Genomic DNA, 23,334 nt, shown 5'->3' with positions numbered 1-23,334 from the left:
TTCGTTTGCCTCGCGGCGGTGGAGAAGTACGCGCCGTAACGCGAGTGGCACAAAAGTAAACGTTTACGCCATCTGCGTAAACGTTTACTTACTCAACCTTGGTCTAACCGGAGCTGTTCTCGAACCGCTGGTAAAGACGACGCTGACGTACCTATCGTCCCGAAAAGGCGCGCCAATCGTCACAGGACACTTAGGAGGAGTCGGGCGCGCCGCGCTGCGGGCCGATGTCGTCGTGTGGGTCGGCAATGCCCGCTTCGCCCGGCGCCCGCCCCTTGGCGTCGCGCCGGTGGGCCCAGTCGTCGCTGGACTCGGCGGTTTCCCGCAGCGGATCGCCGGGCTGCCCTTCCATGCTGATGCTGAGCCTCGGTATGCCGAGGTCGATATCCTGAGCCTCCATGCGCTGCTTCAGCAGCAGGTTGAAGGCACGCGCCACGTCCCATTGCATCACCGGTGCGGTGCGAAAGCGCATGCGAAGCACAGCGGCCCCCTCCTCGAAGCGGTCGATTCCCTGCATCTCCAGCGGCGACCAGATGTGGTGGCGCATCACCGGGTCCTGACGCAGCTCCTGGGCGGTCTCCTGCATCAGGGAGATCGCATCGTCGATCTTCATGGCGTGGGGAATGCGGATGCGCATCAGCGCGATGCCGAAGTGGCGCGACATGTTGTGGATCGACTGGATGGCGCTGAAGGTGATGATGTGCAGAATGCCGTCCAGGTCGCGCAGGCGTACGGTGCGCAGGGTAAGGCTCTCGACAGTACCCATGTGGCCGTTGATCTGCACGAAATCGTCCACAGCCAGCGAATCCTCGACAAGGATGAAGATACCGGTGATCAGGTCCTGGACCAGGGTCTGGGCGCCGAACCCTACGGCCAGGCCGATGACCCCCGCACCGGCCAGCAGCGGCGTGACGTTCACCCCCAGGTTGGCCAGCCCGACAATGGCGGCAATGATCACGATGGTGGCGAAGATCACGTTGCGGATCATCGGGGTGATGGTCTGAGCGCGGGCCTGATTGACACGGCGCCCGCGCGAGCGGGCCGAGGACATCAGGGCGCGCTGGATGGCGGTGTCGGCAAAGATCCACGCCAGCCAGGCCACCAGCACCGTGAAGCCCAGCGCCAGGAGCGCTTGGCCGATACGGATCCCGGCCACGCCCTCCCGGCCCAGGCCGAACAGAGATCCCCCCCATATCTGCAGCGACAGCTCGGCAAAAACGATCCAGGTCACCATGTGCGAAAGCGCGTAGCCGAAGCGTTCCAGACGACGACGGTACTCGCTGACCCGGCGCCGCTGGGTGCGCCGCTCGTTGTGTCGCTGAATCAGCCCGGCGATCACCAACGCCAACACCAGCAGCGCGGCCGAGATGATCGAGCGCGCCAGCGCCGTTCCCACATCCCCCACGCTGAGGAAGATAGCCAGCAGTGACCCGATCACCATCAGCAGCGCCGGCACATGCCATAACTCGCCGACGATGCGAGCCAGCTCCACGCTGCTGCCGCCATCGCGCCGCACCGGCCAGGGGCGGTTGCGGATCATGTGCTTGATGGGGCGCTTGAACTGAAAGATGAAACGCATGCTGAGCAGTGCCGCCAGCATGTTGGCGAGCACCGAGCCCAGCGCCGACAGCTCTTCGCCCACGATCACGGTGAGCCGGTCGGAATGCAGCGCATCGCCCAGCGCGATCAAGGCACCGATCACGAAGAGCTTGCGCAGCCCACGCTGCTGCAGCAACCGTACCGCCGTGAAGCGATGCCCACGTGTGAAGACCGAGACCACGCATTCGACGACGACCGACAACGTGCGCCCGCACAAGGCCAGATAGGCAAAAATCAAGGCCAACGTGCGGCCGGGACTCGGCGGTAGCAACTGTACCATTCCCATGACCGTGGCGAACGCCAGAGCCCACGGCAACATGCGCCGCAGGAAATGTAACGCCAGTAGCCAGCCGCGCGGTTCACGCGGCAGGTCGAGCGGCAGATCGCGACGCACGAACAGCAACCGGCCCAGCGCGATCAGCGCCACCAGCAGCACGGCCCAGATCGTCAGCAACACGGCGCTCTCCACCGTGAAGCGCAACAACTGCCCAGGCTCCGTCTCGACCACTAGATCGCTGAGATCGCCCCAACCCCGCTCCAGTTGATGTTGCCAGTCGTCGAGCGGCGACTCGCCGGCCTCGGCCTGCTCACCCAGTTCGTTGAAGGTATCTGCCAGCGCGCCAAGCAACCCCTGACGTTGCGCGCTGGTGCCAGCGTCACCGCCCCCCGCCTGCACCGCCTGGATGTCGCGCAGTTCGTCAAGCAAGGCACCGCGCCGCTCGTCATCTTCGAGCGTGGAGATTACCTCATCGAGCGATTGCTGGAAGGATTCGGCATCATGCTCCTGAGCGGGCTCCTCCTGACCCAATCCCCCGAGAGACAGACCCTGCGCCTGCAGCGCCCCGCCGTGTGCCAGCAGCAGGACCATCACCATCAGCCAAACAAGCCCTCGGCCCACGGCGACAGGGAGAGCCCGGCACGTGGCGATGCCCACGCCGGCGGAGTGGCGCACGCAGGCGAGACTGGGAAGACCGATGAGGAAAACGCCTCCTGGCATCGTAGCAAAGCTCCTGTTTCGTTCGTCGTGCCCCGTGACAGCGGTTGAGCGGTATCGGGTTCCTGCCGAACCTCTGCCGCACTGTGCTAGGCTGGCGATCAGACTCTCGAGTCGCACAGGATGCCTTCATGCTGCCTCAATCACCACCCGAGCCGCTGAATGTCCAGGGTAGGACACGCCGGGTCGGCGTCGAAATCGAATTCGCCGGCCTGCCACCTCAGCAGACCGGCGAGCTGGTCTGCGACCTGTTCGGTGGCGAGCTCCAGCCGATCAGCCCCCACCGTTATCGCGTAGCGGGCACACGCTGGGGAGATTTCACCATCGAGCTCGATACCCAGTATGCGCATCCCGATGCCAGACTTCAGGAAACGTCGCCGCGTCACGATACCGAGTGGGAACGGCAGCGCCATCAGATGCGCCTGGAGTTCCACAACAAGACACGCGAGCTGATCGGCGACGTGGTGACCGGCCTGGTGCCGACGGAGATCGTCAGCCCTCCGGTGCCCTGGGACGAGCTGGGGGAATTCGACGCGCTGTTCACCGCCCTCTACGCCCACGGCGCCAAGGGCACCGATGCCAGCCTGCTCTATGGCTTCGGCTTGCACCTCAATCCCGAGGCCGCGCATCTCGATGTCGACTATCTGCTGGCGCAGTTCCGTGCCTATCTGCTGCTTGCCCCCTGGCTGCGCCGGGAGATCGATATCGACATCACCCGCGAGGTACTGCCCCATGCCAACCCATTCCCCAAGCATTACGCGCTCAAGGTACTCGATCCCGACTATGCGCCGGATCTGGATGTCCTGATCGCGGATTATCTCGAGTTCAACCCCACCCGTAATCGTGAACTCGACTTCTACCCGCTGTTCGCTCATCTGCGTCCGGACTATCCCGATCCGCTGTTTTGCGACAACCTGATCAAGCCCCGGCCAACCTTTCACTATCGTCTGCCCAACGCCCAGCTCTCCCAGCGAGGCTGGGGAGCCGTGGTGGAGTGGAATCGCTGGGTGGCCGTGGAGCGGCTGGCCGCTGATCGAAAGGAGCTACACGAGCGCGCCGCCCGCTATGTCAACCATCATACCCGTTCGCCCCTGGCCCGTATGGTCGGTAGGCTATGCGACTGGATCAAGGAGGTCCGCCCACACCCATGACACGTCCCGTGATCGGCATCACCACGTCGGATGACAAGAGTCGCATGGCTTGGTGGTTCGACTGGTTCGCGGTATGGCGACACGGAGGACGTCCGGTTCGCCTGTCGCCCTCACGCTCCCTGCCCATGGCCCTGGACGGCTTGATCATCGGTGGCGGCGACGACATCCAGGCCCACCTCTACGGCGGCGAGGTGCAGCTCGACGTGCGCATCGATCCCCAGCGCGACGAGCTGGAACTCGAGCTCATGGAGCGCTTCATTCCCCAAGGCAAACCGGTGCTGGGCATCTGCCGCGGCGCCCAGTTGCTCAACGTGCACCTGGGCGGCACGCTCGACCCCGATATCTACACCACCCATGAGGGACTCAAGCGCCGCCGCACCGTCCTGCCGCGCAAGACGGTAGATATCGTCCCCGGCAGCCAGCTCCACCGTATCCTCAAGGTGAGCTGGTGTCGCATCAACAGCCTGCATCATCAGGCCGTACAGGACGCGGGTCGCGACATCACAATCGTCGCCCGCGATCGAGATGGCCTGGTGCAGGGAATCGAGTCGCGCCGGCACGACTTCTTGATCGGCGTGCAATGGCACCCGGAATGGTTGATCTTCAACCGTCCCCAGCAGCGTCTGGTTCACGCCCTGGTCGATGCGGCACGCCGCGGCATGGCATGAACGCATGACGACCACCGCTGGGGTGGCCGTCAAACACTTCGGCTGCGAGTCGCACCCGTCAGTTGTCCAGCGAAGCGTCGAGGGTGATCTCGGCCTTGAACAGCTTGGAGACGGGACATCCCTCCTTGGCCTTGTCGGCGGCCCCTTGGAACGCGGACGCATCCGCCCCGGGGCTGCGCACACGCGTCTTCAAATGCACAGCGGTGATGGTGAACCCCCCGTCATCCTGGTCGAGCGTGACGGTGGCCTGGGTCTCGATGCGCTCCGGCGACATGCCGGCCTCGCCCATGATCATCGACAGCGCCATGGAATAGCAGCTGGCGTGGGCCGCTCCGATCAGTTCCTCGGGGTTGGAGCCCGGCTGGCCCTCGAAGCGCTTGCCGAAGCTATAGGGCACGTCATTGAGCGCGCCGCTCTCGGTCGAGACCTGACCGTTCCCTTCTTTCAGGCTACCCTGCCAGACAGCGCTACCGCTCTTCTTGATGCTCATGTCGACTCCTCGCGATGATGGAAACGGACCAATGCGGCGACACACGGTGCCGCCGCCACTCCTCACCATAGCGCATCGACTTGTCTTCGCCATCCCTGATTGGCATAAATATGAAAATATTTTCCAGAAAAAAGGAACCCTATGTCATCAATTCCCATGGCCCCGACAATGTCGCCCCGCGTGACCCTGCCCGCCACCGCCTACGAACCTGCCGTCGAACTGCCGGCCATCGGCCAGGGTACCTGGTACATGGGCGAGGGCCGCGCCCCTCGTCCTGACGAGGTACGTGCCCTCCAGCACGGCTTGGAGCTGGGCCTGACACTGATCGATACCGCCGAGATGTATGCCGATGGCGGCGCCGAGGAAGTGGTCGGCGAGGCGCTTGCGGGTCGCCGCGACCGGGCCTTCCTGGTGTCGAAGGTCTACCCGTGGAACGCGGGGCGCGAGAGCGCCATCGAAGCCTGCGAACGCAGTCTCAAGCGCCTCGGCACCGACTCTCTCGACCTCTACCTGCTCCATTGGCCGGGCAACGTCCCGCTGGAGGAAACGCTCGAAGCGTTCGAGCGCCTGCGCGAGCAGGGCAAGATCCGCCGCTTCGGGGTATCCAACTTCGACGTTGACGAACTCGAGACACTGGCGGCACTGCCCGGTGGCGACGCCTGCGCAGTGAACCAGGTGCTCTACCACCTGGGCTCACGCGGCATCGAGCACTCCCTGCGCCCCCTGATGCAGCGCCTCGGCATGCCGCTGATGGCCTATTGCCCACTGGCCCAAGCCGGCCAGCTGCGCCGGGACCTGTTCGATCATCCGGCGGTGCGTGAAGTGGCCGATGGGCTCGGCATTACCCCCGCCCAGTTGCTGCTGGCCTGGGCCATCCGCCCTGTCGAGGGCCGGCGCGATGCCATTGCCATTCCCAAGGCCGTACAGCCGCCCCATGTCGAACAGAACGCCGGGGCGCTCAACGTCAGGCTCGACGACGACGCCTTGGCCCGGCTCGACGAGGCGTTTCCGGCACCGAACAAGAAAGTACCGCTCGACATCGTCTAACGCTTGTCGAGGGAAGCGCGCAGGCTCGCCAGTTCATCGACCAACTGCTCGGTACCGAGCCGGCGCATCGCCTCGACGTTACGCTCAGGGATCGCCTCGGGATCGGAATAGTGCGCCAAGGCCCGTTCCAGCCCCGCCTCGCGCAACAGGTGCAGCATCGGCCAGGGCGAGCGGTTGGTGAAATTGGCGGGATCGTTCTCTTCGGCACCCTCGAAGCAATAGCCGGGGTGGAAACTGGCCAATTGATAGATGCCCTCGTAACCCTGCTCGACCAGCAGCGCTTCGGCCACCGCGAGAAAGTCGAGGTAAGCATCGAAAGTCTCTAGCCCGGGTCGCAGCACGATCAGGGTGGTCTCGATGGCGGGCGTCGCGTCGAGCCGGCGGCATTCATCGATCATCGCCTCGAGAGCGGACTCCCAGCGCTGCGCCTTCACTTCGACGAAGCGAACGGTGTCGTTCGCCAGCTCGCGGCTGGCGAAGGGACATACATGGCGGGCGACGACGAAGGTTTCCACCCAGGCGCGGGTAGCGATACAGGCGGGCGTCAAGGTCTCGGACATGGTGGGGCTCGGAGGACGAAAGCCACCATGGTCCAGCGCGTCGCCCGAATTTGCAAAACTTTCGGCTCAATCCGCCGGGCGCGGCATCGCCCCTCGGCGAGAGGCCAGCCGGTCCGCCAGTCGAGTCGGCTCCGGCAGCTTGGTGCGGCCCAGGCATTTCACCACCCAGTCGAGCGATGTCTCAAGACTGATGCGATGTCCCAGCGAGACGAACACCGGCTTGACGCCGACACGCGTGCGCAGCACCGCACCGATGACCTCACCGCGATGACGCAGCGGCGTCCATTCACCGCGCGCCTCCGGCACCTCGTCATGCACGCCGCACAATCGTGACTTGGCCACGCCGATGGTCGGAAGGTCGAGCCACAGCCCCAGGTGCGAGGCCACCCCGAGGCGCCGTGGATGAGCGATGCCCTGGCCGTCGACCATCACCAGCTCGGGCCGCATCGTGAGCTTGTCGAAGGCCGCCAATGCCGCGGGAATCTCACGAAAGGAGAGCAACCCGGGAATGTAGGGCATGCGGGTCGGCTCGCGGTGCACGACATGCTCCACGATCTCCAGCCCGACAAGTGGATCGCCGGGCCAGGCCAGCACCACCGCTGCCGCCCGGGTGATGGTCCCTTCCTCTTCGAAGCCGATATCGACGCCTGCGATATGACGTACCGGCGCCAGCCGGTCTTCGCGCTCGATGCGTGGCGCCAGCTCGCGCTGCAGCGCGATAGCCTTCTCGGGAGTGGGGGTCCATTCATGCAGTGGCATCATTCTGGCTTCCTTGCACAACGTTGACTGTTCGGCAGTGTAGGCGGTCGCGGTTCACTTCCCAAGGCCAGCCGGTAACGACGGAGCCGGGGTGTGTTCGTGTATCATCGGCGCAGAACCGACGACGAGGGATACCGTGCTCAAGCTGATCCACACCGCCGACTGGCACCTGGGCCAGACCTTCCACGGTCAGGAGCGCCATGCCGAGCATCGCGCCTTCCTCGACTGGCTGCTCGACACGCTTGTTACCCGCGAGGCCGACGCATTGCTTGTCGCCGGCGATGTCTTTGACGTGGTCAACCCCTCGCTGCGCGCGCAGGAATTGCTCTACGATTTCATCGTCGCCGCCCACGAGCGCCTGCCGATGCTGGACATCGTGCTGATCGCCGGCAATCACGACAGCGGCAACCGCATCGAGCTACCGGCCCCGCTGATGCGCCGCCTGCGCACCCACGCCCTGGGCCGGGTGAGTTGGCTCGACGATGGCACGCTCGATGCCGAGCACCTGCTGGTACCGCTCACCGATGCCGCCGGCGAAACCTGCGCCTGGTGCCTGGCGCTGCCCTTTCTGCGGCCTGCCGAGGTCACCGGTCACAGCCTGGCCGTCGACGGCAACGAAGGCGAGCCACGCAACGACTATGTCGCCGGTATCTCCCGCGTTCACGAACAGCTGATCGAGGCCGCACGCAAGCGACGCAGCCCAGGCCAGGCGCTGGTGGCCATGAGCCACGCCCACCTGCACGGCGCCGCCGTTTCCGAGGCCAGCGAACGCCCCATCGTGATCGGCGGCGAGGAGTCGATCTCCGCTGGCCTCTTTCCCTCCGATATCGCCTATGTAGCGCTGGGCCACCTGCACCGCGCCCAGCAGGTCGGCGAGGCGCGCATTCGCTACAGCGGCAGCCCGCTGCCGCTGGATTTCAGCGAAGTGGCCTACTCCCATCAGGTCGTGGAAGCGGTGCTGGAAGGCGAAACCCTCGCCGCCACGGAAGCGATTCCCGTGCCGCGCCCGGTGGCCATGCATCGCATCGGCCCCGCCCCGCTGGATCAGGTACTCGCCGAGCTCGAAACGCTTACTGACGACCCGACTCGGCCACGCGAGCGCTGGCCCTGGCTCGAGGTCCGCGTCTCGCTCACCGCCCCGGTACCCGACCTGCGCGCCCAGGTGGAAGCCGCGCTGGAGGGAAAGGCACTGCGCCTGCTGCGCCTGGAGCGCCGCCTGCCCCAGTTCGAAGGAGAAGAAGCACCGGAGCGAGTCGATCTGGAACAGCTGGGCCCGAGAAAGCTCTTCGAACGCACCTGGGAAACCCGCTGGGGCGAAGCCCCCGCCGCCGAGGTGATGGCCGATTTCGACCGGCTGCTGCAGGACGTGCTCGACGCCGATGGCGAGGAAGCCATCGGGGAGAATCGCTCATGAAGATCCTTGCCCTGCGCCTGGCCAACCTCGCCTCCCTGCCCGGCCCGCTGGAGCTCGACTTCACGGTACCGCCGCTCAGCGATGCCGGCCTGTTCGCCATCACCGGCCCCACCGGGGCCGGCAAGAGCACCCTGCTCGATGCCCTGTGCCTGGCGCTCTACGGCAATACGCCACGACTGCGCCAGGCCCCCGGCCGCGACGCCCCGCTGCCCGACGTGGAGGGCGAAACGGTGAGCACCGCCGACCCGCGTACCCTGCTGCGACGGGGCACCGCCAGCGGCTATGCCGAGGTCGACTTCCTCGGCCGCGACGGGCGCCGCTACCGTTCCCGTTGGGCCGTTCGCCGCGCTCGCGAGAAGGCTGGCGGTCGCCTGCAAGCCGTGGAGCAGTCGCTCACCGACCTGGACGACGAGCGCCTGCTCACTGCCCAGAAGCGCGAATTCGACCGCCTGCTGCCGGAGCGCCTGGGGCTCACCTTCGACCAGTTCACCCGCGCCGTGCTGCTGGCCCAGAGCGAGTTCGCCGCCTTCCTCAAGGCCGACGACAACGAACGCAGCGACCTGCTCGAGCGCCTGACCGGAACCGCCGAATACTCGCTGATCTCCATGGCCGCCTACCGCCGCGCCAGCGAGGCGAAAAAGCGCACCGATGCGCTTCAGGCCCGGCTCGCCGACGACCTACCCGCCGAGCCCGAAGCCCGCGCCGAGCTGGAGCGCGATGCCAAAGCCGCTGAGAGCGAACTGGCCACCCTGCAACAGCAGAATCAAAGCCTGATGGCTCGCCAGCAGTGGCACGCCACCGACCACCGGCTGCGCCAGGCCTATGCCGAGGGGCTTCGGCAGCAGCGTGACGCCGAAGCGCAGTGGCACTCGCTTGCTGGCGCAAGAGTCGATCGCGAATGCCGACGCCTGTTGGCCCCTCAGCGCCACCGCCTGCTGCGCCAGGCCGCATTGCCCGGTGAAATCGCCGCGCTGGAGGACGCCCACCGGCAAACGCTCAAAGCCCTCGAGCAGGCCAAAGCCGCCCAACAGGCCGCCGAGCAGGCGCGGGACCGGGCCGCACAGCAGTTGGACGCAGCCACCCAGGCCCGCCAGCAGGCCGAACCCGCCCTACGCCAGGCCCGCGAACAGACCCAGTCACTCGTCACCCTGGGCCAGCAGTTGGCCGAGCTCGAGACGCAGCATCGCGACTGCCGACAACAGACCGAGCGATTGGCCGAGCAGCGCCGGCAAGCCGAAGCCAGGCAGCTCGAGTACAAACGACAGCGCGACGAATGGCAGGCTACGCTGCGTAGGTTGATGGGAGGCCACGAGCGGCTCGACGCCGCATGTCAGACGGCCCAACAGGCCCACGACCGGGCCGCCCGCCGCAGCCTCGCCCTGGGAGAGCTGGAAAACCGATGGCAGGAGGCCTGGCGCGCCGAGCAGGCCCAGCGTCAGCTTGGCGAACGCCTGGCCCTGGATGAAAAGCGTCGGGCTGAGTTGGCCGCCCAAGGCAAGGCCGCGCGGGAGCGGCTCGACGAGCGGGAACGTCACTACGCCACATTGCGTGACTTCATCGAACGCAGCCGCGCCGCCCGCAGCGAAAGCGTGGCGCAGTTGCGCGAGGCGCTGCAGGAAGGTAATCCTTGCCCGGTGTGCGGGGGTATCGACCATCCCTACCGCCACCAGCCGCCCGCCACCCCCGAGGCGGCACAGTTGGCCGCCCAGCAGGCAGAGGAGCAACAACAGCTAGCCGAGGCCCGGCAGGCGTGGGAACAGGCCCAACGGGAGCGTGACGAGCTCGAAGGCGAGTACCGCGCCGTCACCGCAGCGATGGCCCGCTGCCGCCAGGAGCTGCAGCAGGCCGACAGTCGCCAGGCCCTGGCGCAGCAGGGCCTGGCCGAGCATCCATTGCACGCCGAACTCAGCGCCATCGATACCGCCGAGCGCGACGCCTGGCTGGCGTACCAGCGCCGCGAGAGCGACGGCGAACGCGAGCGGAGTGAACGCACGCTCCAGGCACTGGCCCACGCCGAGGCCGGGCTGGACCCGGTCGAGGAAGCCTTGCGCCAGGGCGAGCTCGGGCTCGCCCAGCTCGAGGCCAGACGGACCGCGCTCGAAGAGGAGTTGAGCAAACAGAGCGAACGTCTACCTCCCATGCACCAGCAGCACAGCGAACTGGCCGCTACTCTCCAGGCACTGCTCGGCGAACATGCCTCCGCTGAGGCCTGGCAGCAGGCGTTGGAGGGGCGTCAGGAGTCGGCACGTCAGCAGCGCGACCAGGCCATCGAGCGCTGCCACGGTGCCGAGGGCGAACAGGCGCGGCTTACCCAGCAGACGAATCACGAAGCCGAGCGCATCGAGCAGCTCATTCAGGAAGGCGCCTCGCTGGAGCGGGAACTGGCCGACTGGCGCCAGGCCCACCCGCAGCTGGACGACGCCACGCTGGCCCGGCTGTTGGCGCAGCCCGAGGCGGAAGCCGAACGTGAGGAACGCCAACTGACCAATGCCGACGAGGCCCGCCAGCGCACCGAGGCGAGCCTCGCCGAGCGGCGCCACGCCCTGCTCGAGCACCGCCGCGGGCAGGCGCTGGCCAATGACAACAGCGACGAGGCGTTACTGGGCGAAGCCGTCGAAGCGGAAATCGCCAATCGTCGAGAGGCGCTCGTCGCCGAACGGCAGGCCCTTGAGCCGAAGCTGGAGCAAGCCCAGCAGACACGCGACGAGGCCGTTCACGCCCTGCGCGACGACGATCGCAGGCGCACGCGCCAGCAGGAGGGCCAGGCCGAACTGGAAGCGGCACGCACCGAGCATGTGCGCTGGGGGCGCATCAGCGAGCTGATCGGCTCCGCCGACGGCAAGGTCTTTCGCCGCATCGCCCAGGCCTACAATCTCGACCAGCTACTGGAGCACGCCAACGCCCACCTCACCGGCCTCAGCCGGCGCTACCGGCTGATACGCGGCGGCAGCGAACTCGGCCTGCTGGTGGTGGACCACGACATGGGCGACGAGCGCCGCTCGGTGCACTCGCTCTCTGGCGGCGAAACCTTCCTCGTCTCGCTGGCGCTGGCCTTGGGGCTCGCCTCCATGGCCTCGGGCGAACTCACCATCGAGTCGCTGTTCATCGATGAAGGCTTCGGCAGCCTCGACCCGCAGTCGCTGGCACTCGCCATGGAAGCGCTCGACGGCCTGCAGGCACTCGGCCGCCGCGTCGGCGTGATCTCTCACGTGCAGGAGATGCACGAGCGTATTCCGGTGCAGATCCAGGTGGAGCCGTTGGGCAGTGGCACGAGTCGGGCGAGGTTGGTCAGCCTTTGACGTCTCGTCGCCCTTCACGGCCCATTGCGCCGGCCCATCCCGTGCGTCATCTTCTACAGGGCAGCATTCCCAACGTGAGGGTCTCCCATGAAGTACCTCTGTCTCGCCTATGAGGAAGAGCGAATATTCAGCGAAATGACGGAAGCCCAGTGGCATGAGCTACTACAGGAAACCCTGGATTATGTGGCGGACCTGCAGAGACGAGGCAGGCTGGTCCTGACCAACGCCCTGCAGAGCGCCACCAAGGCTCACACCCTGAGAATTCGTGATGACGAACTCACCATGACCGATGGGCCCTTTGCCGAGACCAAGGAGCAGCTAGGCGGCTTCTTCCTGATCGAGGTCGCGTCAGAAGAGGAAGCCTTGGAGATTGCTGCCGGCTGGCCGTCAGCGCGACTTGGCACCATCGAGGTGAGGCCCGTCGAGGAAGAATTGCGACCCGAAAGCCGCTACTGAGCGGGTTATTCTCCCTCCCCTATCTCGACGACCACCAGGTCACGGCGCATCAATGACGAGCACCGCCTCGTCTACAAGGTCACCGAGGATGCTCTGTTGATCGCGCAGCTGCGATACCATTACTGACTTAATCCGCTACACCTTGGCGAACCAACATATTCATGATCAACCGGATCATGGTTTCCTTATTGGCAGGGTCGGATTCGGCGATCAGCAGTGTAAGTGCTGCCAGACCCACATCATTTATCACCGTCTCGCCATGCTCGTTGAGCAAGCGGCTGTTGCGGTAGAGAAAATCCACGAAAAGGTAGGCAGCACTGCGCTTGTTGCCGTCAGCGAAGGGATGGTTCTTGACGACAAAATAGAGCAGATGAGCCGCCTTGGCTTCCACCGAAGGATAGGCCGGTTCGCCGAAGATTGTCTGGTCGAGATTGCCCAGCAGCGCGTCAAGGCCATCGCCACGCTCGCGAGCGAACAGCTCGGTCGCCTCCCCTCGCGCCATCAGCTCGGCCTTGAGCGAAGCAAGCGCCGTGCGGGCTTCTTCCGGAGTTGACAGCAGGCCACCGGCCTGAGCCCGTGGCTCGGTCAGCAGGCCCTCATCATAGCGCTGTAGCAGCAGAAAAGTCTGAGCATAGCGGGTAACGATATCGACGAGTCCGCGACCGCTATCGGTATCCAGCGCCGGGCTGCTGGACGTCTTGCGCACCAGAGCCATGGCGGCCTCCAGCTCGCGCGCATTCTCCTCGAAGCGTTGACGGCTCAGCGTCCAGCCCTGGGTAAGATGCTCACGCAGAACCCGTGTGGCCCATTGGCGGAACTGCACCGCCCGCTGCGAGTTGACGCGATAACCCACGGAAATTATGGCATCAAGGTTGTAGTGCCTGACGCGCCGCGTCACCCGCCGACGCCCCTCTTGGCGAACTACCGAGGATTCCTCGGTAGTTGCCGATTCGTTCAGTTCCGCATCAGCATAGATATTCTTCAGATGCAGGCTGATGTTATCGGTTGAAGTGTCGAAGACCTCTGCCATCTGTCGCTGGCTCAACCAGACGGTATCCCGTTCGGCGTCGAGCTGCACTTCCACGGAGTGATTGCCATCTTGGTAGATGACCAGGAGGCCCTGGCTATGGGTATTCATGTCGTTGTCCCTGTCACAGCCGCCTCCTGCACCTGAGGCTCAGGCTCTTATGATACAGACGACCAACGGCCGCGGATGAATCGTGCCGTAATGCTACGCGGTGTCGCCTCGGGTCGCCAAGCGTCCATAGCACCCGTCCACACCAGCCAGTACGCCTTATTTTAGTTTCCGGCCGAAACTAAAATAAGCAGACGGCTTATTTTAGGAACCGAAGATAGTCCAGCCAAGAAACTGCGAGACGAAGAAAGCGCCCCGTTGCCGAGGCGCCTCTGTCACGTCGCATTTCGATGAGCATTACGCCAGGTCGAAACGATCCGCGTTCATCACCTTGTTCCAGGCGGCGACGAAGTCTCTGACGAACCTCTCCTTGGCGTCGTCCTGGGCGTAGATCTCGCTGATCGCGCGCAGCTGCGAGTTGGAGCCGAACATCAGGTCGACGCGGGTGCCGGTCCACTTCAGCTCGCCACTCTTGCGGTCGCGTCCCTCGAACACGTCGGCCTCCGCCGAGGTCGGCTGCCAGTGCGTGCCCATGTCGACCAGATTGACGAAGAAGTCGTTGGTCAGGGTGCCGGGGCGATCGGTAAACACGCCGTGGCGCGAGTGGCCGTAGTTGGCCTCGAGCACGCGCAGGCCACCCACCAGCACGGTCATCTCCGGCGCGCTGAGCCCCAGCAGTTGGGCCTTGTCCACCAGCATCTCCTCGTCGGAGATGGTGAAGCGAGTCCGGCGGTAGTTGCGGAAGCCGTCGGCTTCGGGGCGCAGCCACTCGAAGGATTCGACATCGGTCTGCTCGTCGCTGGCGTCGGTACGCCCCGGTGTAAACGGCACTTCGATGGCGTGACCGGCATCCTTGGTTGCTTTCTCGATGGCGGCAGCGCCACCCAACACGATCAAGTCGGCCTGCGAGACCCGCTTGCCGGACTGCAGCGCATTGAAGTCGCTCTGGATGCTTTCCAGCGTCTTGAGCACCTCGGCCAATTGCTCGGGCTGGTTGGCTTCCCAGTCTTCTGCGGGGCCAAGCGAATACGCGCACCGTTGGCCCCGCCGCGCATGTCGGAACCGCGGAAAGTGGAGGCCGACGACCAGGCAGTGTAGACCAACTCGGCCACCCTCAGGCCGGAACCGAGGATCTTGCTCTTGAGATTGACGACATCCTGCGCATCGATCAGTTCATGGTCCACTGTCGGCACCGGGTCCTGCCAGATCAGCTCTTCCGCCGGGACTTCCGGGCCGAGGTACCGTGCCTTCGGCCCCATGTCGCGGTGGGTCAGCTTGAACCAGGCACGGGCGAAGGCGTCGGCGAACTCTTCCGGGTTGTTGTGAAAGTGCTCGGAGATCCGGCGGTACTCCGGATCCTCGCGCATGGCCATATCGGCGGTGGACATCATGATGCCAACCCGCCTGCTCGGATCTTCGGCATCCGGCGCCATGTCCTTCTCGGCCAGGTTCTTGGGCACCCACTGCTTGGCGCCGGCCGGGCTCGTGGTCAGTTCCCACTCGTAGCCGAACAGCACGTCGAAGTAGCTCATGTCCCACTGGGTCGGCGTCGGAGTCCAGGCACCTTCCAGGCCACTGGTGATGGTGTCGCGACCCTTGCCGCTCTTGTAGCGGCTCTTCCAACCGAAGCCCATCTCCTCCATGGGGGCGGCTTCCGGCTCGGGTCCGACGTTGACCGGATCACCGGCGCCGTGGGTCTTGCCGAAAGTGTGGCCCCCGGCGGTCAACGCCACGGTCTCATAGTCGTTCATGGCCATGCGGGCGAAAGTGTCGCGAATGTCCCGGGCGGATGCCAGCGGATCCGGGTTGCCGTCGGGGCCTTCCGGGTTCACGTAGATGAGCCCCATCTGCACCGCGGCCAGCGGATTCTCCAGGTCGCGTTCGCCACTGTAGCGGCTCCTGGCATGGTCGCTGGTGGCCAGCCACTCGTCCTCGGCGCCCCAGTAGATGTCCTCTTCCGGCTGGTAGACGTCTTCGCGTCCGCCGGCGAAACCGAAGGTCTTGAAGCCCATCGACTCCAACGCGACGTTGCCGGTCAGAATGTAGAGGTCGGCCCAGGAGAGCTTGTTGCCGTACTTTTGCTTGATCGGCCAAAGTAGGCGGCGTGCCTTATCCAGGTTACCGTTGTCGGGCCAGCTGTTGAGCGGCGCGAAACGCTGGGTGCCGGTGCCGGCACCGCCGCGGCCATCGCCCGCCCGGTAGCTGCCGGCACTGTGCCACGCCATGCGAATGAAGAGCGGGCCGTAATGGCCATAGTCGGCCGGCCACCACTCCTGGGAGTGGGTCATCAGTGCTTCGAGGAGTTGCTTGACGGCTGCCAGGTCAAGGGACTTGAACGCCTCGGCGTAGTCGAAATTCTCGCCCAGCGGGTTGGACTTCGGAGAGTGCTGGTGAGGATGTTGAGGTTCAACTGGTTGGGCCACCAGTCATGATTGGAGTTGCCGGTATCGCCCTGCTTGGTGCGAGACCCGTGCATGACGGGGCATTTGCCTGCGGTGCTATCGACTTTCTGATCCATGACGCTCTCCGTTAGTGACGCTTTGTTGTGCAAAAAGCGGTGCCGATGACCTATCGTGTTTCCTGCTCGCCATCAGCGTGACATTAGATATATCAGTAGGATCTATTAGGAGGACTTGTTTTTCCGCACCGCCTCAATAGCCATTAACTATTGATTCCACCACAACCATCGTAAATAGCTTAAAACCAGCTATCCGCGGCCACCCGTAATGGCCTTCGGCCAATCCAGTCGTGGTAGGCTTTCGGCATTGTGATGAAAGGAGTGCGTCATGACCGCCGCCGAAATGCTTGAGCGCCTGGTGGGCTTTGCCACCGTTTCGCGTGATTCCAACCTCGACCTGATCGCCTTTGTCGAAGGCTACCTCGACGAGCATGGAGTGGATCATTGGCGGGTGGAGAGCGACGACGGCAGCAAGGCCAACCTGCTGGCGCGCATCGGGCCGGATGTGGCAGGCGGCGTGGTGCTTTCGGGCCACACCGATGTGGTACCGGTCGATGGCCAGCCGTGGTCCACCGACCCGTTCACCCTGAACGACAAGGGCGACGGCAAGCTTTACGGGCGCGGCACCTGCGACATGAAGGGCTTCATCGCCTGCGCCCTGGCTGAGTTGCCGAAATGGGTGAACCTGGAACTCAGTGCACCGCTCTACCTGGCCCTCTCCTACGACGAGGAGGTGGGCTGCATCGGCGCACCGCGCATGATCGAAAGATTGATGGCCGACCACCCGCGCCCCGCGGCGGTGATCGTCGGCGAGCCCACAATGATGCAGCCGGTGGTGGCCCACAAGGGCGCCACCAACCTGCGCACCACGGTGACCGGCCGCGCCTCGCATTCCAGCCAGGTCGACCAGGGCGTCTCGGCGATCCATGTGGCCGCGCGGTTAGTGACGAAGATCGAGGACGTGATGGCCGAGCTGCGTGCCGAGGGTCGCATCGACGAGGCTTTCAACGTTGCTCACTCGAGCCTGCACGTGGGCAAGATCGCCGGCGGTACCGCAATCAACATCATGGCCCGCGAGTGCACCTTCGAGTGGGAGATTCGCCACCTGCCCAAGGATCGCTTCGAGGATCTGATCGCCCGGGTGAACGATTACGCCGCTGAGCTCGAGGTCGAGATGCAGCGCCGCGCACCCGAGGCCGGCATTGTCACCGAAGCGCTCAACGTTACCGTGCCAGCGCTGGCCGACGACAACAATGCCGAGGTGCTCGGCCTGTGCCGCGAGCTGCTCGGTGAGCAGCCCAGCGGCGCGGTGGCCTACGCCACCGAGGCCGGTCAGTTCCAGCGCGTGGGTCTGCCCACCGTGATCTGCGGCCCCGGCAGCATCCGTCAGGCACATCAACCGGACGAGTACATCGAGATCGAGCAGCTCGCGGCCGGCACCCGCTTCATGCAGGCCTTGGGGCGCCGGCTGGCCAGCCGTTAGCCTGTAAAGTCAGGCTCGGCGAGTCCCGCAACGCCAGTCTGCATCTGCAGCAGGCTGCCGGCCAGCGGCCAGCGCGCCTTGCCCTCGGCATCCAGGTGCTGGGTCGCGGTGGTGATGTAGAGCGTGCGCAGGTCGGCCCCACCGAAGGCCACCATGGTCGGATGCGGACACGGCACCTCGTGCTCCGCAACCAGCTCGCCCTCGGGCGAGAAGCGCACCACGCGGCCGCCGTCATAGAGCGCGCTCCAGTAGCACCCTTCGCTGTCCACCGCCGCGCCGTCGGGCACCCCGGGCAACCCCAGCGCCTCCAGGTCGACCCAGGTTTCGCTTTCCCCCAGTGCGCCGCTGTCGACATCGAAGGGGTAGCGCAGGATGCGCCGGGTCGGCGAATCGGTGTGGTAGAGCCAGCGCCGATCGGGGCTGAAGGCGAGCCCGTTGGAGATACCGATGCCGGGCACACGCTGCGTCAGTTCCCCTTTGTCGAGGCAGTAGAGCGCCGCCGTGGGGCTCGACTCGTCCGTGGCGATAGTCCCCACCCACAGCCGTCCGGCGGCATCGCAGCGTCCGTCATTGAAGCGGTTGCCCTGCCCCGCCTGCCATTCGGTATTGGCCGCCAGCCGTTCGGGTTCGCCGTTCTCGGGCAGGCGCACGATGCCCGACGCCGCGGCCGCCACCAAGCCCGTATCGGTGAGCGCCACGCAGCCCACCTTCTCGCCCAGTTCGATACGCGTCGGCACACCGCCGTCCCGAGGGCGCCAGGCGTAGACATGGCCTTTGTTGATATCGGCCCAATAGAGCGTCTGACGCGCTACCGACCACACCGGGCTCTCGCCCAGGCTCATGTCGAGCTCGACCGCGACTTCAATGCTGCCCTCTGGCATGACTCCACCCTCGTATTTCACGGCTTCCATGATCTTAGTGATTGTCGCGCGGCGGGCTCTGGCGCGCCACGTCGCGGTATTTGGGCGCCGGCTTGAGCACCATGCCCTGGTCGTGCTGGTCGACCAAGGTGCGCTGGATCTCCTGCCACGGCGTCTGGTGATCGGGATAGCGATAGCCGCCCTGCTTCTCCAGGCGCTCGCGTCGCGCCTGTATCTCGGCGTCGTCGATCAGCAGGCGTACCTCGCCACGATTGAGGTCGACGCGCAGGCGGTCGCCATCCTCGAGCAGTGCCAGGCCGCCGCCCGTGGCCGCCTCGGGCGCGGCGTTGAGGATCGAGGGCGAACCGGAGGTGCCCGACTGGCGCCCGTCGCCCAGGCACGGCAGCGACTCGATGCCGCGTTTGATCAACGCCTCGGGCGGCTGCATGTTGACCACTTCGGCGCCACCCGGATGCCCCACCGGACCGGCACCGCGCATCACCAGTATCGTATCCTCGTCGATGTCGAGCGTCGGATCGTCGATACGCGCGTGGTAATCCTCCGAGCCGTCGAACACCGCCACCTTGCCCTCGAAGGCGTCGGGGTCGTCCGGATTGGAGAGGAAACGCGCGCGGAAGTCGGCGGAGATCACGCTGGTCTTCATCAGCGCCGAGTCGAACAAGTTGCCCTTGAGGTTGAGGAAGCCGGCCTGCTCGACCAACGGGTTGTCGTAGCGGCGGATCACTTCGGGGTCCTGGGTCTCGCGCCCGGCGCAGTTGTCGGCCAGCGTTCTTCCGTTGACGGTCAACGCCTCGCCGTGGAGCTTGCCGGCGCCAAGCAGCTCATGAACCACCGCCGGCACGCCGCCGGCGCGGTAGAACTCTTCCGAGAGATAGGCCCCGGCGGGCATCACGTTGGCCAGCAGCGGGATGGCATGGCCCAACGCCTGCCAATCGTCGTTGGTCAGCTCGACGCCCGAGTGGCGGGCAATGGCGTTGATGTGGATCGGCGCGTTGGAGGAGCCGCCCAGCGCCGAGCACACCACGATGGCGTTCTCGAACGCCTCGCGGACCAAGATGTCACTGGGCCGCAAGTCCTGCCACACCATGTCGACGATGCGCCCGCCGGTGTCGTAGGCCACCATCGAGCGCTCCTTGTAGGGCGCCGGGATCATCGCCGAGCCAGGCAGGCTCATGCCCAATGCCTCGGCCATGGAGTTCATGGTCGAGGCGGTGCCCATGGTGTTGCAATGGCCCACCGAGGGGGCCGAGTCGCTGGCCCGGGCGAGGAACTCGGCGTAGTCGATGTCGCCCGCCGCCAGGCGCTTGCGCAGCTCCCAGACGATGGTGCCGGAGCCGACCCGGTCCGGCCCGCGCCAACCGTTGAGCATCGGCCCGCCCGAGAGCACGATGGCGGGAATGTTGACCGTGGCGGCGGCCATCAGGCTCGCCGGTGTGGTCTTGTCGCAGCCGGTGGTGAGCACCACGCCGTCGAGCGGATAACCGTGCAACACCTCGACCAAGCCCAGGTAGGCCAGGTTGCGATCCAACGCGGCGGTGGGCCGCCGCGCGTTCTCGTGAATGGGGTGCAGCGGGAACTCGAACGGCACGCCGCCGGCGGCGCGGATGCCGTCCTTGACCCGCTTGACCAGCTCGATATGGTGGCGGTTGCACGGCGTCAGGTCGGAGCCCGACTGGCAGATACCGATGATCGGCTTGCCGCTGGCGAGCTCCTCCAAGGTGATGCCGTAGTTCATGTAGCGCTCGATGCACAGCGCCGTGGTGCCCGGGTGGTCGGGGTTATCGAACCACCAGCGCGAACGCAACTGGTCGGGCGTGATCTTGCGGTCGGTCATGAGCGATCCTCATGTAGCTGTCCGGCCACGCAGGTCGGATTCGTTATTGGGTCGTGGAGGAAATCGTTAAGTTTTGATTTTAGCGATCGGCTCGCCAAGGGTGGTCCACGCTGGCCAGGTATGTCACGTTTAGTCGACGGCAAACGCGAGGCATGAGACGTGAACGACGCTAACGAGACTACCCATTACCTTCCCCAGGACGTAGAGCAGGCCCTGCTGGTGGGCCGCGTATGGCGTGACGACGGCCCGGCTCTGGTGGTGGTGCGCCGAGGGGAGGTGGTCGACATCACCGCCCAGTGCGACTGCATGGCCGACCTGCTCGACCGCGACGATGCCGCCGACTTCGCCCGAGGCGTGGAAGGCGAGTCGCTCGGCCCTGTCGCTACCCTGCTGCAAAACTCCCTGGACGAACCGCAGCGAGCGCCCTACCTGCTCGCACCCTGCGACGTGCAGGCGATCAAGGCCTGCGGCGTGACCTTCGCCGTGAGCCTGCTGGAGCGGGTGATCGAGGAGCAGGCCGGCGGCGATGCGGCCAAGGCCAGCCAGCTGCGTGCCGAGCTCAACGAGGTGATCGGCCAGGACCTGTCGCGCATCGCGCCGGGTTCCGACGAGGCCATGGCACTCAAGGCGGCACTGCAGGCCCGCGGCGCCTGGTCGCAATACATGGAGGTGGGCCTGGGCTCCGACGCCGAGGTATTCACCAAGGCGCAACCACTCTCCTCGGTGGGCTTCGGTACCCGTGTCGGCCTGCATCCGGCCTCGAAATGGAACAACCCCGAGCCCGAGATCGTGCTGGCGGTGGATGCCCAGGGCGAACCCAGGGGCGCTACGCTCGGCAACGACGTCAACCTGCGCGACGTCGAGGGCCGCAGCGCCCTGCTGCTGGGCAAGGCCAAGGACAACAATGCCTCCTGCGCCATCGGACCGTTCATTCGCCTGTTCGACGAGCGCTTCACGCTGGACAGCGTGCGCCAGGCCCATGTCACGCTGCGCATCGAGGGTGAGGACGACGGCTTCCTGCTCGAAGGCGAGAGCGACATGCGCGAGATCAGCCGCGACCCGCTCGATCTGGTGCGCCAGACCGTCGGCGCGCACCACCAGTACCCGGACGGCTTCATGCTGTTTCTCGGCACCATGTTCTCGCCGATCCAGGACCGCGACGGCGAGGGCCAGGGCTTTACCCACCATATCGGCGACAGCGTCACCATCGCCACCCCGGCCCTGGGTGCGCTGGTCAATCGCGTCGACCGCTCGGATCGCCTGCCACCCTGGTCCTTCGGTATTCGCGCCTGGCTGGCGCACCGCCGCTAGGCGTTATCGAAGAGAGCCGACGCAACGACAGGGCGGCATTCCCGCCCTGTCGTTGCGACCTAGGCCGCATTGCCAATATGTTGAACATATGGCACTTTGCGTGGCAAATCATCGACATGAGCTGCCATGACCGCTACGCCGCCGAAGCGCCCCGCAAAGCCTGTCCGCCCCAGTGTGGTGGAGTATCTCGCCGAAGCCATCTTTTCCGGGCGCTACCAGCCCGGCGACTTCGTTCCCAAGGAGCTCGCTCTGTGCGAACAGTTCGCCATCAACCGCTCGGCGGTGAGGAGCGACCTGCGCCAACTCGTCGACGTCGGCATCATCGCGCGGATCTCCGGTCACGGTTCCAAGGTGCGCGACTACGAGGAGTGGAACATCCTCGACCCGTCGGTGACCGAGTGGATGACCCGCTATGCCTCGCCCAACCCACGCATCCAGCGCGAGATTCTGGCCTTCCGCCTGGATGTCGAACCCTACGTGGCGATGACGGCCGCACGGCGCGCCAAGGCCCTCGACCTGGTGGCCATCGAGGAGGCGCTGGAGGGCATGAGCCGCCACCTCCATGCCGAGAGCGCGGAGGAGCGTCGCCAGTACAGCGACTACGACGTCGCCTTCCACGTCGCCATCTTCAAGGCCAGCCACAACATCGTCTGGGCGCAGCTCTCGCATATCCTGCGCCCTTCGATCCATTTGCTGGTGGAAACCTCCAACGACAGCACTGCCGACCCCGAGGCCAGCTTCGAGCGTCACCGCCGGGTGATGGAGGCTATCCGCACCCGCCAGCCCCGCGACGCCTTCCTGGCGGCCCGTGATGTGCTGCAGGGCACGGCCGACGCACTGGGCATCGAGCCGGGAGATGGGACGTTGGGCAGCTGGCTGGAGCCGGCCTAGGCTCGCCTAGGCGATATAAGCCGGCGAGGGCAGGCCCCGGACTCCGGGAGCGACGCGGAACAGGCTGCCCGCCAACGCTTCCTGGTCGCGGCCATCGGCAGCGGTGGTGATGTAGAGCTGGTCCAGCTCGGGTCCGCCGAAAGTACAGGAGGTTACCCGCGAGGCGGGCAGGATCAAGGTTTCGTCCAGCGTACCGTCGGGCAGAAAGCGGCTGACACGCCCGCCGCCCCAGTGGGCGACCCACAGGCCTCCCTCGGCGTCGCAGGTCATGCCATCCGGGTAGCCCTGGGTGCCGTGGTAACGCAGGTGCTCACGCTTGCCGCTCAGTTCGCCGTCCGCCGAGAGATCGAAAGCATAGACGACCCCGGCAGCCGTATCGCTATGGTAGAGCGTACTGCCGTCGGGGCTGAGGGCGGGACCATTGGCGACGCCATAGCCAGGATCGACCCGGCGCAGATTCGCCCCGTCGAGACGGTAGAGCGCACCCCGGCCCGGCTCGCCACTCTCTTTCTCTTTCTCGTTCTCGCTCATCGAGCCGAACCAGAGCCGCCCCTGGGCGTCCACCGTCGCGTCGTTGAAGCGGTTGCCCGCCGGCTCCTCGGGCGTAGTCCACCCGTCGACGATACGCGGCCCGTTCTCGTCGAGACGCAGGTGCACCAGCCGCGAGGCGAGACCGGCGATGAAGCCATCGCCGTCGGCGCGCGGCACCAGCCAGCAGCACGCCTCGTCGAGCGCCCAGCCGCGGGTCGTGCCGCCGGCGAAATCGTGGACGTACAGGGTACGTCCCAGAATATCGACGAACAGCAGTTGGCCGGCCTCCCCTCGCTCGGGGCACCACAGCGGGCCTTCACCCAGTTGCGCCCTGCCTCGCCAAGCGCACTGGATCATCGAGCCTTCGACCATGCGT

The 23,334-nt window shown here is 65.7% G+C and carries 17 protein-coding genes and 2 pseudogenes; 10 read left to right on the top strand and 9 right to left on the bottom strand.

Translation table 11 applies throughout. The annotated features are described in order from the left end of the window. Positions 1 to 190 precede the first annotated feature (190 nt). Entirely contained in the window at positions 191 to 2,464 is a 2,274-nt protein-coding gene (locus F0A17_RS13315) for a mechanosensitive ion channel family protein (protein ID WP_422671004.1), read from the bottom strand. A gap of 257 nt (positions 2,465 to 2,721) precedes the next feature. Here F0A17_RS13315 and F0A17_RS13310 point away from each other — a divergent pair, with 257 nt between their 5' ends. Together F0A17_RS13310 and F0A17_RS13305 are read left to right on the top strand one after the other, a co-directional pair. Next, positions 2,722 to 3,741: an amidoligase family protein gene (locus tag F0A17_RS13310; protein WP_149328848.1), complete on the top strand. Its 1,020-nt coding sequence runs from the start codon at positions 2,722 to 2,724 to the stop codon at positions 3,739 to 3,741. Then, positions 3,738 to 4,409 carry a gamma-glutamyl-gamma-aminobutyrate hydrolase family protein gene (locus F0A17_RS13305; protein WP_149328847.1) on the top strand — a complete coding sequence of 224 codons (672 nt, stop codon included), beginning with the start codon at positions 3,738 to 3,740 and terminating at the stop codon, positions 4,407 to 4,409. The genes F0A17_RS13310 and F0A17_RS13305 overlap by 4 nt, the downstream gene beginning before the upstream one ends. Positions 4,410 to 4,467: 58 nt before the next feature. On the opposite strand, the gene F0A17_RS13300 is transcribed toward F0A17_RS13305, so the two are convergent. After that, complete coding sequence (locus tag F0A17_RS13300; protein WP_149328846.1) at positions 4,468 to 4,899, bottom strand: OsmC family protein; 432 nt, start codon at positions 4,897 to 4,899, stop codon at positions 4,468 to 4,470. Between the two features lie 168 nt (positions 4,900 to 5,067). Between F0A17_RS13300 and F0A17_RS13295 the strand changes: the two genes are divergently transcribed. Then, positions 5,068 to 5,946 carry an aldo/keto reductase gene (locus F0A17_RS13295; RefSeq protein WP_149329224.1) on the top strand — a complete coding sequence of 293 codons (879 nt, stop codon included), beginning with the start codon at positions 5,068 to 5,070 and terminating at the stop codon, positions 5,944 to 5,946. Here the strand turns inward: F0A17_RS13295 and F0A17_RS13290 are convergent. Then, a complete protein-coding gene (locus tag F0A17_RS13290; protein ID WP_149328845.1) occupies positions 5,943 to 6,506 on the bottom strand; it encodes a DUF1415 domain-containing protein in 564 nt (187 codons plus the stop codon). The genes F0A17_RS13295 and F0A17_RS13290 overlap by 4 nt on opposite strands. A 66-nt stretch (positions 6,507 to 6,572) precedes the next feature. Further along, positions 6,573 to 7,268 carry a deoxyribonuclease V gene (nfi, locus tag F0A17_RS13285; RefSeq protein WP_149328844.1) on the bottom strand — a complete coding sequence of 232 codons (696 nt, stop codon included), beginning with the start codon at positions 7,266 to 7,268 and terminating at the stop codon, positions 6,573 to 6,575. Positions 7,269 to 7,401: 133 nt separating this feature from the next. On the opposite strand from nfi, the gene F0A17_RS13280 reads away from it, so the two are divergent. The 4 genes and pseudogenes from F0A17_RS13280 to F0A17_RS13265 form a co-directional block, all read left to right on the top strand. Next, positions 7,402 to 8,679 (top strand): exonuclease SbcCD subunit D, encoded by a 1,278-nt coding sequence (locus tag F0A17_RS13280; RefSeq protein ID WP_149328843.1) that lies wholly within the window; start codon positions 7,402 to 7,404, stop codon positions 8,677 to 8,679. Next, positions 8,676 to 11,978 (top strand): AAA family ATPase, encoded by a 3,303-nt coding sequence (locus tag F0A17_RS13275; protein WP_149328842.1) that lies wholly within the window; start codon positions 8,676 to 8,678, stop codon positions 11,976 to 11,978. Before F0A17_RS13280 ends, F0A17_RS13275 begins: the two co-directional genes overlap by 4 nt. Before the next feature lie 87 nt (positions 11,979 to 12,065). Continuing rightward, complete coding sequence (locus F0A17_RS13270; RefSeq protein WP_149328841.1) at positions 12,066 to 12,434, top strand: YciI family protein; 369 nt, start codon at positions 12,066 to 12,068, stop codon at positions 12,432 to 12,434. A gap of 39 nt (positions 12,435 to 12,473) precedes the next feature. Further along, positions 12,474 to 12,560: pseudogene (locus tag F0A17_RS13265) on the top strand (type II toxin-antitoxin system YoeB family toxin); the annotation flags it as partial. 1 nt (position 12,561) lies between these two features. Here the strand turns inward: F0A17_RS13265 and rhuM are convergent. Continuing rightward, entirely contained in the window at positions 12,562 to 13,572 is a 1,011-nt protein-coding gene (gene rhuM, locus F0A17_RS13260; RefSeq protein WP_149328840.1) for a RhuM family protein, read from the bottom strand. A gap of 294 nt (positions 13,573 to 13,866) precedes the next feature. Beyond that, a pseudogene (katG, locus tag F0A17_RS13255) lies at positions 13,867 to 16,087 on the bottom strand (catalase/peroxidase HPI). A 268-nt stretch (positions 16,088 to 16,355) separates the two neighbouring features. Between katG and argE the strand changes: the two are divergent. Then, the gene (argE, locus tag F0A17_RS13250; protein WP_149328839.1) at positions 16,356 to 17,510 is read left to right on the top strand and encodes an acetylornithine deacetylase; all 1,155 of its coding nucleotides are present in this window, start codon (positions 16,356 to 16,358) and stop codon (positions 17,508 to 17,510) included. On the opposite strand, the gene F0A17_RS13245 is transcribed toward argE, so the two are convergent. Next, positions 17,507 to 18,391, bottom strand: coding sequence for an SMP-30/gluconolactonase/LRE family protein (locus F0A17_RS13245; protein ID WP_149328838.1), 885 nt, complete (start codon positions 18,389 to 18,391; stop codon positions 17,507 to 17,509). The genes argE and F0A17_RS13245 overlap by 4 nt on opposite strands. A gap of 34 nt (positions 18,392 to 18,425) precedes the next feature. Next, positions 18,426 to 20,225 carry an IlvD/Edd family dehydratase gene (locus F0A17_RS13240; RefSeq protein ID WP_149328837.1) on the bottom strand — a complete coding sequence of 600 codons (1,800 nt, stop codon included), beginning with the start codon at positions 20,223 to 20,225 and terminating at the stop codon, positions 18,426 to 18,428. Positions 20,226 to 20,384: 159 nt separating this feature from the next. Between F0A17_RS13240 and F0A17_RS13235 the strand changes: the two genes are divergently transcribed. Together F0A17_RS13235 and F0A17_RS13230 are read left to right on the top strand one after the other, a co-directional pair. Beyond that, a complete protein-coding gene (locus F0A17_RS13235) occupies positions 20,385 to 21,536 on the top strand; it encodes a fumarylacetoacetate hydrolase family protein (RefSeq protein WP_149328836.1) in 1,152 nt (383 codons plus the stop codon). Positions 21,537 to 21,662: 126 nt separating this feature from the next. Then, positions 21,663 to 22,427, top strand: coding sequence for a FadR/GntR family transcriptional regulator (locus tag F0A17_RS13230; RefSeq protein WP_149328835.1), 765 nt, complete (start codon positions 21,663 to 21,665; stop codon positions 22,425 to 22,427). A gap of 6 nt (positions 22,428 to 22,433) precedes the next feature. Here the strand turns inward: F0A17_RS13230 and F0A17_RS13225 are convergent, their stop codons facing one another. After that, positions 22,434 to 23,330, bottom strand: coding sequence for an SMP-30/gluconolactonase/LRE family protein (locus F0A17_RS13225; RefSeq protein ID WP_149328834.1), 897 nt, complete (start codon positions 23,328 to 23,330; stop codon positions 22,434 to 22,436). Positions 23,331 to 23,334: the final 4 nt, after the last annotated feature.

Origin of the sequence: Billgrantia pellis, from assembly GCF_008297955.1 — a bacterium.
GTDB classification, from domain to species: Bacteria; Pseudomonadota; Gammaproteobacteria; order Pseudomonadales; family Halomonadaceae; genus Halomonas; species Halomonas pellis.
This window is presented reverse-complemented; position numbering and strand designations above follow the sequence as displayed.

What these genes read in the sequence shown, in the direction of transcription:
- F0A17_RS13315 (WP_422671004.1), bottom strand. Translation starts at nt 2,464, where the DNA reads ATGGTCCTGCTGCTGGCACACGGCGGGGCGCTGCAGGCGCAGGGTCTG.
- F0A17_RS13310 (WP_149328848.1), top strand. Translation starts at nt 2,722, where the DNA reads ATGCTGCCTCAATCACCACCCGAGCCGCTGAATGTCCAGGGTAGGACA.
- F0A17_RS13305 (WP_149328847.1), top strand. Translation starts at nt 3,738, where the DNA reads ATGACACGTCCCGTGATCGGCATCACCACGTCGGATGACAAGAGTCGC.
- F0A17_RS13300 (WP_149328846.1), bottom strand. Translation starts at nt 4,899, where the DNA reads ATGAGCATCAAGAAGAGCGGTAGCGCTGTCTGGCAGGGTAGCCTGAAA.
- F0A17_RS13295 (WP_149329224.1), top strand. Translation starts at nt 5,068, where the DNA reads ATGTCGCCCCGCGTGACCCTGCCCGCCACCGCCTACGAACCTGCCGTC.
- F0A17_RS13290 (WP_149328845.1), bottom strand. Translation starts at nt 6,506, where the DNA reads ATGTCCGAGACCTTGACGCCCGCCTGTATCGCTACCCGCGCCTGGGTG.
- nfi (WP_149328844.1), bottom strand. Translation starts at nt 7,268, where the DNA reads ATGATGCCACTGCATGAATGGACCCCCACTCCCGAGAAGGCTATCGCG.
- F0A17_RS13275 (WP_149328842.1), top strand. Translation starts at nt 8,676, where the DNA reads ATGAAGATCCTTGCCCTGCGCCTGGCCAACCTCGCCTCCCTGCCCGGC.
- F0A17_RS13270 (WP_149328841.1), top strand. Translation starts at nt 12,066, where the DNA reads ATGAAGTACCTCTGTCTCGCCTATGAGGAAGAGCGAATATTCAGCGAA.
- rhuM (WP_149328840.1), bottom strand. Translation starts at nt 13,572, where the DNA reads ATGAATACCCATAGCCAGGGCCTCCTGGTCATCTACCAAGATGGCAAT.
- argE (WP_149328839.1), top strand. Translation starts at nt 16,356, where the DNA reads ATGACCGCCGCCGAAATGCTTGAGCGCCTGGTGGGCTTTGCCACCGTT.
- F0A17_RS13245 (WP_149328838.1), bottom strand. Translation starts at nt 18,391, where the DNA reads ATGCCAGAGGGCAGCATTGAAGTCGCGGTCGAGCTCGACATGAGCCTG.
- F0A17_RS13240 (WP_149328837.1), bottom strand. Translation starts at nt 20,225, where the DNA reads ATGACCGACCGCAAGATCACGCCCGACCAGTTGCGTTCGCGCTGGTGG.
- F0A17_RS13230 (WP_149328835.1), top strand. Translation starts at nt 21,663, where the DNA reads ATGACCGCTACGCCGCCGAAGCGCCCCGCAAAGCCTGTCCGCCCCAGT.
- F0A17_RS13225 (WP_149328834.1), bottom strand. Translation starts at nt 23,330, where the DNA reads ATGGTCGAAGGCTCGATGATCCAGTGCGCTTGGCGAGGCAGGGCGCAA.